General features: G+C 70.2%; 13 protein-coding genes. 6 read left to right on the forward strand and 7 right to left on the reverse strand.

Annotated elements, in window-relative coordinates; translation table 11 throughout:
- Nucleotides 1-9 precede the first annotated feature (9 nt).
- Entirely contained in the window at nt 10-2,853 is a 2,844-nt protein-coding gene (locus tag CDO81_RS10380; protein WP_088483139.1) for a serine/threonine-protein kinase, read from the forward strand.
- A gap of 4 nt (nt 2,854-2,857) precedes the next feature.
- Here CDO81_RS10380 and CDO81_RS10385 read toward each other — a convergent pair whose 3' ends face one another.
- Entirely contained in the window at nt 2,858-3,412 is a 555-nt protein-coding gene (locus CDO81_RS10385; protein ID WP_088483140.1) for an ECF-type sigma factor, read from the reverse strand.
- Nucleotides 3,413-3,507: 95 nt separating this feature from the next.
- On the opposite strand from CDO81_RS10385, the gene CDO81_RS10390 reads away from it, so the two are divergent.
- Nucleotides 3,508-4,242 carry a fumarylacetoacetate hydrolase family protein gene (locus tag CDO81_RS10390; protein ID WP_088483141.1) on the forward strand — a complete coding sequence of 245 codons (735 nt, stop codon included), beginning with the start codon at nt 3,508-3,510 and terminating at the stop codon, nt 4,240-4,242.
- Here CDO81_RS10390 and CDO81_RS10395 read toward each other — a convergent pair.
- Both CDO81_RS10395 and CDO81_RS10400 read right to left on the reverse strand, forming a co-directional pair.
- A complete protein-coding gene (locus tag CDO81_RS10395) occupies nt 4,220-4,813 on the reverse strand; it encodes a DUF1294 domain-containing protein (RefSeq protein ID WP_088483142.1) in 594 nt (197 codons plus the stop codon). The two genes, CDO81_RS10390 and CDO81_RS10395, sit on opposite strands and share 23 nt — an antisense overlap.
- Nucleotides 4,810-5,685, reverse strand: a complete 876-nt coding sequence (locus CDO81_RS10400; RefSeq protein WP_088483143.1) for a LysR family transcriptional regulator — start codon at nt 5,683-5,685, stop codon at nt 4,810-4,812. The genes CDO81_RS10395 and CDO81_RS10400 overlap by 4 nt, the downstream gene beginning before the upstream one ends.
- A 99-nt stretch (nt 5,686-5,784) precedes the next feature.
- Between CDO81_RS10400 and CDO81_RS10405 the strand changes: the two genes are divergently transcribed.
- On the forward strand, nt 5,785-6,426 hold the full coding sequence (locus tag CDO81_RS10405; RefSeq protein WP_088483144.1) for an NAD(P)-dependent oxidoreductase: 642 nt from the start codon (nt 5,785-5,787) through the stop codon (nt 6,424-6,426).
- Here CDO81_RS10405 and CDO81_RS10410 read toward each other — a convergent pair.
- Nucleotides 6,420-6,908, reverse strand: a complete 489-nt coding sequence (locus CDO81_RS10410) for a GNAT family N-acetyltransferase (RefSeq protein ID WP_088483145.1) — start codon at nt 6,906-6,908, stop codon at nt 6,420-6,422. The two genes, CDO81_RS10405 and CDO81_RS10410, sit on opposite strands and share 7 nt — an antisense overlap.
- 34 nt (nt 6,909-6,942) lie before the next feature.
- A complete protein-coding gene (locus tag CDO81_RS10415; RefSeq protein WP_088483146.1) occupies nt 6,943-8,658 on the reverse strand; it encodes a DEAD/DEAH box helicase in 1,716 nt (571 codons plus the stop codon).
- A 506-nt stretch (nt 8,659-9,164) separates the two neighbouring features.
- On the opposite strand from CDO81_RS10415, the gene CDO81_RS10420 reads away from it, so the two are divergent.
- Nucleotides 9,165-9,695, forward strand: coding sequence for a DUF2087 domain-containing protein (locus CDO81_RS10420; RefSeq protein WP_088483147.1), 531 nt, complete (start codon nt 9,165-9,167; stop codon nt 9,693-9,695).
- Here CDO81_RS10420 and CDO81_RS10425 read toward each other — a convergent pair.
- Both CDO81_RS10425 and orn read right to left on the reverse strand, forming a co-directional pair.
- Nucleotides 9,675-11,423 (reverse strand): chorismate-binding protein, encoded by a 1,749-nt coding sequence (locus CDO81_RS10425; RefSeq protein ID WP_241516948.1) that lies wholly within the window; start codon nt 11,421-11,423, stop codon nt 9,675-9,677. The two genes, CDO81_RS10420 and CDO81_RS10425, sit on opposite strands and share 21 nt — an antisense overlap.
- Nucleotides 11,424-11,448: 25 nt before the next feature.
- Nucleotides 11,449-12,006 carry an oligoribonuclease gene (orn, locus tag CDO81_RS10430; protein WP_088483149.1) on the reverse strand — a complete coding sequence of 186 codons (558 nt, stop codon included), beginning with the start codon at nt 12,004-12,006 and terminating at the stop codon, nt 11,449-11,451.
- 50 nt (nt 12,007-12,056) lie between these two features.
- Between orn and CDO81_RS10435 the strand changes: the two genes are divergently transcribed.
- Both CDO81_RS10435 and CDO81_RS10440 read left to right on the forward strand, forming a co-directional pair.
- On the forward strand, nt 12,057-13,328 hold the full coding sequence (locus CDO81_RS10435; RefSeq protein ID WP_088483150.1) for a M48 family metallopeptidase: 1,272 nt from the start codon (nt 12,057-12,059) through the stop codon (nt 13,326-13,328).
- Between the two features lie 10 nt (nt 13,329-13,338).
- A complete protein-coding gene (locus CDO81_RS10440; RefSeq protein WP_088483151.1) occupies nt 13,339-13,671 on the forward strand; it encodes a 4a-hydroxytetrahydrobiopterin dehydratase in 333 nt (110 codons plus the stop codon).
- Nucleotides 13,672-13,710: the final 39 nt, after the last annotated feature.

Consider the following 13,710-nt stretch of genomic DNA (forward strand, 5'->3'; position numbering starts at 1 on the left):
GCCGTCACCATGACGCGCCTGACACCGATCGCCGAGCAATGGACACAGGTGGAATGCCTGCTGGACGAGGCCCTGGCGCTGCCTGAGCCGGCCCGCGAGGCCTGGCTGGCCGGGTTGAGCGGCGAGGCCGCCGCCCTGCGCGAGACCCTGCGCGCCCTGCTGCGCACCCAGGCCCGCATCGAAACCGACGACTTCCTGCACACGCTGCCACGTTTTGAGCCCCCCGCCGCGCCGACGACCGAACCCCATGAGGGCGAGCACGTCGGCCCCTACCGCCTGCTGCGCGAACTCGGCCGGGGCGGCATGGGCCTGGTGTGGCTGGCCGAGCGCCACGATGGCCTGGCGGCCCGGCCCGTGGCGCTCAAACTGCCACGGCTGGCCTGGGGCCAGGCCCTGGCGGAACGGCTGGCGCGTGAGCGTGAGATCCTGGCCTCGCTGGAGCATCCGCACATCGCACGGCTGTACGACGCAGGCCTCGACGCGCTCGGCCGGCCGTTCATCGCCATGCAGTATGTCGAGGGCGAGCCGATTGATCGCTACTGCGAGCGCCTGGCACTGCCCACGGCGGCCCGCATCGAGCTGCTGCTGCAGGCCCTGTCCGCGGTGGCGCATGCGCATGCGCGGCTGGTGGTGCATCGGGACATCAAGCCGGCCAACGTGCTGGTGAACGAGTCAGGCCAGGTCACGTTGCTGGATTTCGGCGTGGCCAAGCTGCTGGACGGCGATCGCACCGCAGCCACCGCCCTGACCGAGGTGGCCGGCCGCGCGTTCACGCCGGATTACGCCAGCCCGGAGCAGATCCGCGGCGAACCGCTGGGTACCGCGAGCGACATCTACAGCCTGGGCGTGCTGGCCTTCGAGCTGCTGGCCGGCGCCCGGCCCTACCGGCTGCAGCGCGGCACGGCCGCCGAGCTGGAAGAGGCCATCATGCAGACCGATGCCCCCCGGGCCAGCGATGTCGCGGCCACGCCGGCGCTGCGAAAGGTGCTGCGCGGCGACCTCGACGCCATCCTGGGCAAGGCGCTCAAGAAGTCTCCGCAGGAACGCTACGCCAGCGTGGACGCCTTAGCGCAGGACCTGCAGCGTCACCTGCGCCGCGAGCCCGTGCTGGCCCGGCCCGACAGCGCCGGATATCGCCTCGCCCGGTTCGTCGGGCGGCATCGCCTGGCCGTGGGCATGGGCACGGCGCTTGGCCTGACCGTGCTGGCCGGCAGCAGCGCTGCGCTCTGGCAGGCCCGAGAAGCGCGCACCCATGAGCGCCGCGCCAATGCCGAGCTCCGCCGGCAGCATGCGGTGCAGGAGCTCTACATCGAGACCCTGAGCCGCCTGACCGTGCTTGGTGCCGAAGAGCCCGAGGCTCTCAGCAAGCCGGGCGGCGTGTCGGCGGTGCTGATGGAGCGACTCAAAGACTTCGAGAAGCGCAACGCCGACAACCCCGAGGCCCTCGGCGCGCAGCTCGAGTCGGTCATGATCCAGCTGAACTACGACGCCCGCTACGCCGAGTCGCTGGCTGTGGGGCAGCAATTGCTGAAGCACCAGAAGGCACACGATGCACCGGCGGACGATGTGCTCAACACCTATGCCTCGCTCGGCCGCACGCTGCAGAAGCTGGGTCGGCTCGATGAGAGCGAGGCCATGCGCCGCGAGGGCCTGCGCTGGGCGCCCACGGTGCGCGACCCCGAGAGCAACAGCATCCGCCTCACGCTGGCGGCCGATCTGGGGGACCTGCTCATCAACAAGGGCCAGCGTGCCGAAGCCCTGCAGGTGCTGACCGAAGCCGACCGCATCGCCCGCGAAACCTTTGCGGAAGACCACCTGCGCTACGACACGTTGATCAGCCTGGCGCACTTCTACCTGGGCTTCGACGACGCCAAGGGGCTGGAGCTCATGCGCCAGTCCGAGGCCGAGATCGCGCACCTGTCCAACCTGGACGCGGACTACCGCGCCAACTTCGCGTGGTGGATGAGCGACGCGCTGGCTGCCAACGGCGACCTGGCGGCGGCCGAGGTGCAGGCGACGCGCGCCGTGGAGCTCTACCGCCAGACCACCGGCCGCGACGGCCGCATGGCGCAGCGCGCGTTGAGCCGCCTGGCCAGTGTCGTCGCCCATCGGGAGCCGGCCCGCGCTGCCGCCTTGCTGGCGCAGGAGCGGCAATGGTTCGCCGCCCGCCCGGACGGCATCAAGGGCTCGACCGAGCGCCTGCTGCGCGCCCGCGAACTGGAGGCCGCCGCGCTGGCCGGCGATGTGGCCGGGATCGAATCACTCGCGCAGGTGGACACCGCACCGCTGCTCAAGACACCCATGCCGCTGGATGGCGAGGCGCTCTTGACGCAGCTCTCACGTGCCCTCGTCCTGGCAGGCCGGGGCGAGCAGGCCTTGCCGCTGGCCGAAGCGGTGTTTGCCAAGCAGGCCGGCCGAAGTGGCGGCGTGACCCTTGCCAAGGCCAGTGCAGAGCTCACCCTGGCTCATGCGCAGCTGGCTGCCGCCCGTCCCGCGGACGCCCTGAGGACCGCGCAGGCGCTGCTGCTGCACCTCGATGAAGCCCAAGGTCAATCGCACCGCAGTTACCGCGAGGCGCTGGCCCTCGGGGCGCTCGCCGCCGCACAACTGAAGGATGCGGCCACCGCAGGCATGCTGCTGCAGCGCCTGGAGCGGCAGCCCCGCCCGCCCTTCCCCTCGGCCGTCGAGCGCGCCGACTGTGATCTGCTGCAGGCCCAGGCGCTGCTGCAACTCGGCCGCCAGCCCGAGGCGGCACAGATCGCCGAGGGTGTGCAGCGGGCGCTGGCCACGTCAGGCCTCCAGCACGCCCAGAGCCCACGCCTCCTGCAGGCCCGCACGCTGGCGGGCGCCTGAGGCTTCAGCCGCGCAGCGCGTGCGCCAGCAGCAGCCGGGCCTTCTCCCAGGCACGGTGCACGCTGCGGGTGGACAGGCCCAGCGCCTCGGCAATCTCGGCGTCCTTCATGCCGACGAAATAGCGCATCTCCACCACCTGCACCAGGCGGGCATCCAGCTGACCCAACTGCTGCAGGGCGGCTTCGACGTCGAGGATGTCCTCGGCCGGTGCTGCGAGCGAATCCGCGAGCACGCTGTCCAGCGTCTGGCGTTCCAGGTCCCCGCCACGCCGCGCGGCCAGCGCCTGGCGTGCGGTGTCCACGATGATCGAGCGCATCACGGTCGCCGCGTAGGCCAGGAAATGCGCCCGGTCCTCCGGCCTCAGGCTGTCGCGCTGCACAAAGCGCAGATAGCACTCGTTGACCAGGGCCGTGGTGTCCAGCAGGCCACCGCGCTGGTGCGGGGCCAGGCGGCGGTGGGCAATCTCGCGCAGCTCCGGGTAGAGCAACGCAAAGAGGCGGTCCAGCGCCCCGCGGTCCCCCGCGCGGGCCTGCACGATCAGCTGTGTGACATCTCCCATCGGTCGGCGTCCTGGCATGGCGCCCCAGCGGCGCGACCGCATGCTAGCCGCGCAGGCATCATCGACACTGCGCGCCCCGCCCGGCAGGATTCACCATGTCCCCCACAACCGCTTCGAGCCGCATCGCCGACCTCATCCAGGCCCTCGCCGCCAGCCATCGCAGCGGCCTCCTGCTGGACGCCACCGCGTGGACGGACGCCGTACGCGACGAGGCCGACGCGTATGCCGTGCATGACGGCGTGGCCCGCGCCCTCGGGTGGCCGGCCACACGCTGGAAGTCCGGTGGCGCCGGCCCGCAGGGGCCGTTCAGTCATTCGCCGGTGTCGCCCGAGCCCGGCGCGGTGCTGCTCGGCGTGGAAGCCGAGGTCGCGTTGCGCCTGGCGCGCGACATCAGCCCCGAGGCTGCGCAGGCGCCGCTGGACGCTGGCGTCATCGACGGCATGTGCATCGCCGTCGAGTGCATCGCCTCGCGCTGGCGGCAGGCGCTCGACGCGCCCGCCCTGCTGCGCATGGCCGATTTCCAATCCAACGCCGGCCTGCTGCTCGGTCCCTGGCAGGCCTGGCAACCGCTGGACTGGGCCCGTCTGCCGTGGCGCCTGACTCTGGCCGACGAGCCCGAGCTGCAGCGCCAGGGCGGCCATTCGCTGGGCGACCCGTCGGGTGTGCTGGCAGCCTGGCTGCGTCACGCCACGCGGCATGGCGAGACGGTGCGAGCCGGCACGGTCGTCACGACCGGCGCCTGGGGTGGCGTGCACCGCTGCACCGGCCGCGCCACCGGGACACTCGCCATCGACGGCCTGGGCGCCTTCAGCTTTTCAGCAGGGGCGTGAACACCGCGACGAAAGCGCCCAGGTTCAGCACGACCGTGGTCCAGTAGACACGGCGAAAGCTCGGCTTGCTGCTCTTGTGCCGCAGCGTGTGCTGGGCCAGCAGTGCGCCGGGCCATCCCCCGGCCAGCGACAGCGCATGCAGGGTGTTCTCGGCGACCCGCCACTCGCCACGCAGGGCGGCGCGCTTGTCGAGCGCGTAGACGATGAAGGTCGCCATGCTCAGCGCGGTGTAGGCGCCCCAGAGCCAGTTGGGCAGGCCCCACAGCACATGACAGGCCAGCACGAACGCGGCAAAGGCCGGCACGAGCAGCAGCACCTGGCTGCCATCACGTGGCCGCGCCGGTGGCGGCGCAGCAGGGCGAGCCAGGCCCTGCACCGCCTGCGCCCGCCGCTTGCCTTGCGCGTCCTGCCCCTCCACATAACTGAGCCGCTCCCCGACATAAGGTCGGTGCGGCCGCATGCCAAAGGCACGGATGTGCACGAACAGTCGCGCTCCGCCGCCATCGGGCGTGATGAAGCCATAGCCCTTGGCGTCGTCCCATTGGCTCAGCGTGCCGGTGCGGCGGGTCATGGCTGCCCCTCGAAGTGCGACTTCAGCGCCGCAATCGCATGCCTGACCTTGGCGGGCTGGGCATCGCGCTGGGGTGTCATGGCCCAGACCGGCAGCTCGGGCCAGTCGATGGCCGCCTCCAGGCGCAGCAGGCGCCCGGCGGCGACCGACTCCGCCGCGTCGTCATCGCCCAGCATGGCCAGGCCCAGGCCGGCTTCGCAGAGTTGCTGCAGGCTCAGCTGGTTGTTGCTGCTGTAGCGGGGGGTGATGGTGAGCACGTCGCCCGGCAGGGTACGGGCGAGGTCGGTGCCGTCTTGCAGCATCAGCCAGTCGGCGGCCTGCAGCGCCGGCACCGAGGTGGGCACACCGTGCTGGGCCAGGTAGGCGGGCGAGGCATAAAGCCCCATGCGCAGGCGGCCGATGCGCTGGGCCACCCAGCTGCTGTCGGGCAGCCGGCCGAAGCGGATGGCGAGATCGATGCGGTGGGCCACCAGGTCTGTGAAACCGTCCTCCACTTGCAGGTGCAGCCGCAGCCCGGGATGGGACGCCAGCAAGGGCGTCAGCACCGGTCCGAGCCGGCGCGCGAAGCCCACGGTCATGGCGATGCGCAGCTCACCCTCGGGCGCATCGCGCAGCTGCAACAGCTGGGCCTGGGCCGATTCCGCCGCCGCCACCATCGCCGCACAACCGGCATGAAAGCGTTCGCCGGCCGCCGTGAGGCTGAGCTTGCGCGTGGAGCGGTGCAGCAGCGTCACCCCCATGTCGTGCTCCAGCGCACGGATCTGCTGGCTGACGGCCGAGGTGCTGGTGCGCAGTTCGCGGGCGGCGGCGGCGAAGCTGCCCTGGCGCACCACGGCGGCCAGCACACCCATGCGCTTGAGTTGGTCGAGCATGAAGTTCTTCTAAACAGTGAACGCGATTTTGACCAACTTATCAGCCCACCGTGAAGCAACAAGAATTCCGGCCATCGCAACACAGGATGGAGAAGTGCCATGAACGTCGCCCTGATCGGTGCCACCGGCTTTGTCGGCTCGGCCCTGCTGAATGAACTTCTGGACCGCGGCCACACCGTGCGCGCGCTGCAGCGCGATGCCAGCAAGCTGGCGGCCCGGCCTGGCCTGGAGGTGCGTTCGGTCGACGTGCTGACCGCGCCCGAGCTGGCCGCCGAGCTTCAAGGCGTGGACGCGGTCATCAGCGCCTTCAATGCCGGCTGGACCAACCCGCAGCTGCATGACGATTTCCTGCGCGGCAGCGAGCGCATCGCCGACGCCGCTCGTTCGGCGGGCGTGCGCCTGCTGGTGGTGGGCGGTGCCGGCAGCCTCTACATCGCGCCGGGCCAGCAGCTGGTGGATTCGCCCTCCTTCCCGGCGGAGTGGAAGCAAGGCGCCCTCGCCGCCCGTGAGGTGCTCACCCGGCTGCGCGCCGACACCACGTCGCTGGACTGGACCTTCGTGTCCCCGGCCATCTTCCTGGAGCCGGGCGAGCGCACCGGGCGCTACCGGCTGGGCACCGAATCGCCCGTCATGGACGCCGACGGCAAGAGCCGCATCAGCGCGGCCGACCTGGCTGCCGCCATCGTGGCCGAGGTGGAAACGCCGCAGTACCGCCGCGCGCGGTTCACCGCTGCCTATTGATCACTCACCATGAAGCGGGCGTCGGGCCCGAAGGTCGCCAGCTTGGCGGCCAACAGGGCCGGCAACGTCGGCGGCTCGGCAAAGCCCTGTCGCTGCCAGTAGGGCACAGAACCCTGCACGGCGACCAGGCCCAGCCGGGGCAGCGCCAAGGCCTGGGCAGACAGGCGCAGCTGCGCGAGCAAACGGCTCGCCAGCCCGAGCGACCGTGCCTCAGGAGCGACGGCCATGTCGTGCAGGTACAGCAGCGTCGGCAGCGCCGGGCGCTCGCAGTGCGGCGCATCCAGCGCCGGCAGCGTGGCCTCGCATGCCGGCAGGCTCACCGCATAGGCGACCGGTTCACCGGCGTCGCGCGCGAGCCAGCAGCAACCCAAGCCTGCGGTGACGTCGAGCTTGGCAGCGAAAGCCTCCCGGCTCTCCAAGTACGAAACGCCGTAGCAGCGCTGTTGAAGCGCTCCTACGGCGTCGAGATCAGCCGGTGTCATCGGGTGAAGACTCACCCGTGGCACCGCCTGGCGGTCAGCGACCGAAGCCACCCTTGCGCGGGCCGCCCGGGCCCCGGCGTTCGCCGCCAAAGGACGGGCGATCACCGCCGCCAAAGCTCGGCTTGCCACCGAACGAGGGCTTGCCACCCTGGAACGGACGGTCACCACGCGGCTGGAAACCACGCTCTTCACGCGGCTGGAAGCCACGGTCCTCACGCGGCGCGAACTCGCGCGGCTGGAAGCCACGGTCTTCACGCGGGGCAAAGCCGCGGTCACCGCGATCACCGCGCGGCGCAAAGCCACGGTTGTCACGCGGCTGGAAACCGCGGTCTTCGCGCGGCTGCGGGCCACGGTCGTCAGCTCGCGGCGCAAAGCCACGGTCCTCGCCGCGCGGCTGGAAACCGTCCTGGCGCGGCGCGAAGCCCCGATCGCCGAAAGGCTTGCCACCGCCATGGAAGGGGCGGCCACCGTCATCGCGACGGAAGCTCTTGTTCCCGAAGGACGGGCGGCCGCCACCGAAATGGCCGCGGTCACCACGGTCAAAGCCCTGGCCCGCCGGGCGCGGCGGGAAGATGCGCGGCTCTTGCGTCTTGGGTTCCAGGCCGGCGATCTGGCTGACCGGGATGGTTTGCGTCGTGAACTGCTGGATGCGGCGGATCATGCTCACGTCATCACGCAGGCCCAGCGTGATGGCCAGGCCCTGGCGACCGGCACGGCCGGTGCGGCCGATGCGGTGCACATAGTCCTCAGCCTTCATCGGCAGGCCGTAGTTGATGACGTGGCTGATGGTCGGCACGTCGATGCCGCGCGCGGCCACGTCGGTCGCCACCAGCACCTTCAGGTCACCACGGCGCAGGCCCATCAGCACGCGGTTGCGCTTGCCCTGGGGCATGGCACCGTGCAGCGGGGCGACGGCATGGCCGATCTCGGCCAGGCGTTCGGCCAGCCAGTCGGCATCGCGCTGCGTGCTGGTGAAGACGACCGCCTGGTCCAGCTCGGGCTGGGCCAGGATGGCCTCCAGCAGCTGGTCCTTGTGGTGGGGGTTGTCGGCCCAGTGCAGGCGCTGCTCGATGTTCTCGTGGGTGTCGGTGTGGCTGGCGACCTCGATGCGCTGCGGGTCCTTCAGCAACTGCTGCGCCAGGCGGCCGACGTGGCCGGCGAAGGTGGCGCTGAACATCACGGTCTGGCGGGTGTCCGGCGTGTGGCTGGTCACGACGTTGATGTCATCGATGAAGCCCATGTCGAGCATGCGGTCAGCTTCGTCGAGCACCAGCATCTCGACATTGCTCAGCACGCACTTGCCGCTGGCGAGGTGGTCGAGCAGGCGGCCCGGGGTGGCGATGAGGATGTCCAGCGGGCCGGTCAGCTGGCGGATCTGCAGCGGATAGGGCATGCCGCCGAGCACGGTGGCGACCTTCAGGCCCGGGATGTGGCGGCCGTAGGTCTGCGCGGCCTTGGCAACCTGCATGGCCAGTTCACGGGTGGGGGCCAGCACCAGCACGCGCGGGCCGTAGATGACGCCCTTCTCACGGCGCTTGGTGTTGTCGCCGCGGGCGGCGAGGATCTTTTCGAGGGCAGGCAGGATGAAGGCGGCCGTCTTGCCGGAGCCGGTGCGCGAGGAGACCATCAGGTCCTTGTTCGCGATGGCAGCCGGGATGGCTTGGGCTTGCACCTCGGTGGCGTTCTCGTAGCCGGCGTCCTTGACGGCTTGCAGCACGACGGGGCTCAGGCCCAGGGTATCGAAACTCATGACTTCGTTCTTTCGTTCAATCATTCACGCCGCGCGACAAAGGCGCAGCGCCGAGGTGCACGCAGGCCCTCGGGGTCATCGTCAAGTCGCTGGGAGATAGATCAGCTCGCGTCGTGCGGCTCGGGCCTGGAAGGCAGCCCGGGTGCGGCGCGGGGGAACAGTCAGTCAAAGCGACGGCTTCATCGCCGCCGACCGATCCGTGTTCGGAGTTCGATGCCCGGTGAAATCGGGGGGTCGAACGAGGTCAGAGGAGACGTGATTCGCCGGGTCACCCCGACGAAGCTCGCGACTGTAGCACGCCCTCAGGGTTTTCACCAAACCATGGCCTCGTCTGGCACACTCCGGCCCAGGGTCGGCAGACACCCAGGCCTTGCCGCACGGCGCCCGCCGTGAGCTGAACCTGCCACGCGATCGCCTTCGTCCACGTGTGAAACCCCGCGCGTGCGCCCTGGCTGCAAGCCGGCAAGCCCAGCCTATGTTCGTTGGCGCGCGCATGGAGTCTCACCGTGACCCGTGAAAGCCTTCCCCTCGTGGTGGACGACCTGTCCACCTTCGCCAAGTCGTTGCGTGCCCAGCTCGAAGCGCATGGCACCCAGCCCGGCCACCAGACGCTGCTCAACATGCTCGCCCGCGCGGCCGGCCACCGCAATCTGCAGGCCCTGCAGGCGCGCCCCCGCCTGCCGCGCGCCACGGTGGAGGCGGCGCGGCCCATGCCCGAAGTGGTCGTGCGCACGCTGAACCTGTTCGACGCTGACGGACGCCTGAGCCGGCTGCCCGCCAAGCGCTCGCTACAACTGATGTCGCTGTGGGGCCTGTGGATGCGCTTCGACGCGAAGCGGCCGTACAGCGAGTCAGAGGTCAACCACATCCTGAAAGGCTGGCATACCTTCGGCGATCACTGCACCTTGCGGCGCGACCTCGTCACACAGGGCTTCCTGGCTCGCACCGCCGACAGCGCGGTCTACACCAAACTGCCGGCACGGGCCGGCGCCGACGGCATGGCCCTGATGCGAGCCCTACGCGAGCGCAGCCGGTAGCCAGCCGCGCAGGCTGTTGAAGAAGGCCAGCCCCTCGGCGCGCGCCAATACGCCCTTGGGCAGCGCGGCTTCCCGCAGGCGGCCTTGCGCCAGCAACTCAGCCCGCATCACGCCGGGCAGCAGGCCAGCTGACAGCGGCGGGGTCAGCCACTGGCCCTCCAACTGCACGGCGAGGTTGCCGAAGCTGCATTCCGTGAGCTCGCCCGATTCATTCCACAGGATGACGTCGAAGGCTTCCGGCGGCTTGTGGAAGCCGGCATAGGCCTCGCGCCGCGTCGTCTTGTGGGCCAGGAACTCGGCACCAGGACCGCGCGTGGTGATCGGGCGATCCGCCAGCGCGAGCTTGACCGGCTGAGACGTCGGCACGAATGCGGTCAAGCTGTGGTCGAACCGGCCGGCGGCATCGCAGGTCAGCCGCAGACGCCATTCGCCGTCCGGCGGCAGTGTCTGCAGGTAGGCCCGAGCCTCGGCCATCGAGAACCGCAGGCCGAAGTGCCTGGCGGTGCGCTGCATGCGCGCCAGGTGCGCGTCGGCACGCACGGCCACGCCCTGGGACAGACGCAGGGTCTCCAGCGCCGCCACGGGCGCCTCGGCGCGAGCGAGAAAGCGCGACTTGGCTCGCCATTCGGCGATCTCGGCCGCCGGCTCGCTGTCCAGCGTGATGGCGCTGCCCAGCCCGCAGCACAGGCCGGCGGCGTCCACGGTCACGGTGCGAATGGGCACATTGAAGGTGGCAACGCCGCCCGGCTGCAGCAGCCCCAGCGCACCGCAATACCAGCCGCGCGGCGTGGGCTCCAGTTCGCGGATGACCTGCATCGCGCGCACCTTGGGCGCGCCGGTGACCGAGCCGCAAGGAAAGAGCGCCGCGAACACCTCCGCCAGCGTCAGCCCGGCGCGGCTGACCGCAGTGACGGTCGACGTCATCTGCCACACCGTGGGCAAGGCGTGCAGCTCGAAGAGCCGCGGCACGCGCACGGTGCCCAGCTGCGCGACGCGGCTCAGGTCATTGCGCAGCAGGTCCACGATCATCAGGTTCTCCGCCCTCTCCTTCTCGCTGGTACGCAGATGGGCCTGGGCGGCCTCGTCTTCCACGCGGTCGCGGCCGCGCGGCGCCGTGCCTTTCATCGGCTGGGCCGCCAGCAGCCAACTGGCCTTCGCCCCGGGCACCGGGCGCCAATCGAAGAACAGCTCCGGCGACACGCTGGCCACGCCCGCCTCGCGCAGGAAGAGGCAGAAGCCGCCCGGCTGACTGGCGTGAAGCGCAAAGAAGAGTTGGGCCGGATCAAGATCCGGCGCAGCGGCGCGCAGGCGGGTCGTGAGGTTGACCTGGTAGCAGTCGCCCGCGCGGATGTAGTCGCGGATGCGCTCGATCGCCGGCGCGGCGTCTGGCGCCGCATCGCGCCAACCCAGGAGGCCCGTGTGAGGCGGCGCCGCCTCGGGCCAGGCCTCGGGTTGCGTGTCGTAGACCGCGAACTCGGCCAGCGGCGCATCGGCCGGGTGCACCGCCTGCGCCGGTTCCAGGGCCGCCGCCGCCTCGTAGCGCAGCCCCCCCAGCACCCAGGCGCCCGCCCGCGCCGCCTGCTCGGCTTCGGCCAGCACCGGGCGGAGGTCTTCCGCCTGCCGTGCCCGCAGCCAGCGCGCGGGCGGCTGCCGCCAGACGCCGCGCAGGCGCTCCCCGTCCTCCCGGGCGAGCGGGTGACGGGGGAAATCGAAGGCTGCGTGAATCAATCCGACACGCCCGATGAGCGGGTGATCACAGGGCCAGGAAGGTGGTGCGGTAGTGCGCCAGTTCCTCGATGGACTCGTGGATGTCGGCCAGCGCGGTATGGGCCTGGGCTTTCTTGAAGCCTTCCAGCGCCGACGGCTTCCAGCGCTTGGCCAGCTCCTTCAGCGTGGAGACGTCAAGATTGCGGTAGTGGAAGAAGGCTTCCAGCTCGGGCATGTAGTTGGCTAGGAAGCGGCGGTCCTGGCAGATGCTGTTGCCACACATCGGGCTCTTGCCCTTGGGCACGTACTGCTTCAGGAAGGCGATGGTCTGGGCGGCGGCTTCGGCTTCCGAGATGGTGGAGGCCTTCACGCGGTCGATCAGGCCGCTCTTGCCGTGGGTGCCCTTGTTCCAGGCGTCCATGGCGTCCAGGGTCTCGTCGCTCTGGTGCACCGCGAAGACCGGGCCTTCGACGCGCTTGTCCAGCATCGGGTCGGTGACCACGACGGCGATCTCGATGATGCGGTCCTTGTCGGGGTACAGGCCCGTCATCTCAAGGTCGATCCAGATCAGGTTGTTTTCGCTCAGGGCAAGGGTGTCGGACATGGTGGACTCACGCTAAAGAGGGCAAATTCTCGCAGCCTAAACTCCGGCCCATGTCGCCCACGCTGTTGTCCCTCGCGTTCGCCCTCGCGCTCGCAGCCTCCACCCTGATCAAGTTCTGGCTGTCCTCCCGCCAGATCCGCCATGTGGCGGCCCACCGGGGCTCGGTGCCGGCCGCCTTCGCGGGCAGCGTGACCTTGGCGGCCCACCAGAAGGCGGCCGACTACACCATCGCCCGCGCCCGCTTCGGCCTGCTGGCCCTGGCCTTCAATGCTGCGGTGCTGCTGGGCTGGACGCTGCTGGGCGGGCTCAACCTGCTCAACGGCTGGGCGCTGGCCCTGGGGCAGATGCTGCCTGAAGCCTGGCAGCCCATGGGCTACCAGCTGGCGCTGATCGCACTCTTCATGCTGCTCAGCTCCCTGCTGGACCTGCCCTGGGAATGGTGGTCGACCTTCCGCATCGAGCAGGCCTTCGGCTTCAACCGCACCACGCCGCGGCTCTTCCTGGCGGACCTGATCAAGGGCGTGCTGCTGGGCGTCGCGCTGGGCCTGCCGATCGTGGCCCTCATCCTGTGGCTGATGGGCGCCGCGGGGCCGCGCTGGTGGCTGTGGGCCTGGGGGGCGTGGATGGCCTTCAACCTGCTGGTGATGGTCATCTACCCGACGCTGATCGCGCCGCTGTTCAACAAGTTCGAACCGCTGACCGATGCTGCCCTCAAGGAGCGGGTGGAGCGGCTGATGGCCCGCTGCGGCTTTGCGGCCAAAGGCCTGTTCGTGATGGACGGCAGCCGGCGCTCGGCGCACGGCAATGCCTACTTCAGCGGCTTCGGCCCGGCCAAGCGCGTGGTGTTCTTCGACACCCTGCTGACCAAGCTGAACGGCCCCGAAGTCGAGGCGGTGCTTGCGCATGAGCTCGGCCACTTCAAGCACCGCCACATCACCAAGCGCATCGCGCTGATGTTCGCAATGAGCCTGGGCGGTTTTGCATTGCTGGGCTGGCTCGCGCAGCAGCCGGCCTTCTACCTGGGCCTCGGCGTGCAGCCCTCGTTGGCAGCGCCCAACGATGCCCTGGCGCTGATGCTTTTCCTGCTGGCCGGACCGGTGTTCGGCTTCTTCGTGACGCCAGTGGCCAGCCACTTCTCGCGGCGCGACGAGTTCCAGGCTGATGCCTATGCCCGCGCGCAGGCCAGTGGCGCCGACCTGTCGTCGGCCCTGCTCAAGCTGCACGAGGACAACGCCGGCACCCTGACGCCCGACCCGGTCTACGCCCGCTTCTACTACTCCCACCCGCCCGCCGCCGAGCGGCTGGCGGCCCTTGCCTCCTGATGGCCACGACATGAACCTGCTGCTTGCCCAGTGTGACCCCAAGGCGCCGCTGCTGGACGCCGACTCGCGTGAACGCGTGCTGGCCACCCTGCCCGGCTGGACGCCCGACCCCGAGCACAAGCTCATCGCGCGCCGGTTCGGCTTCGACAACTTCTACCAGGTCATGGCCTTCGTGAATGCGGTGGCCGAGATCGCCCACGCCCAGGACCACCATCCCGAGATGCTGGTCGGCTACGACGCCTGCACCGTCAGCTACACCACGCATTCGCGCGGCGGCGTGACGCTGAACGACGCGATCTGCGCCGCCCAGGTCAGCGCCCTGCCGGAAGCCAGCGGCGCATGAGTGCGCTCAAGCCGGCGCGCTGCCCACTGGGGAATCGAT

It is taken from the genome of Roseateles puraquae (assembly GCF_002205845.1).
GTDB lineage: Bacteria > Pseudomonadota > Gammaproteobacteria > Burkholderiales > Burkholderiaceae_C > Pelomonas > Pelomonas puraquae.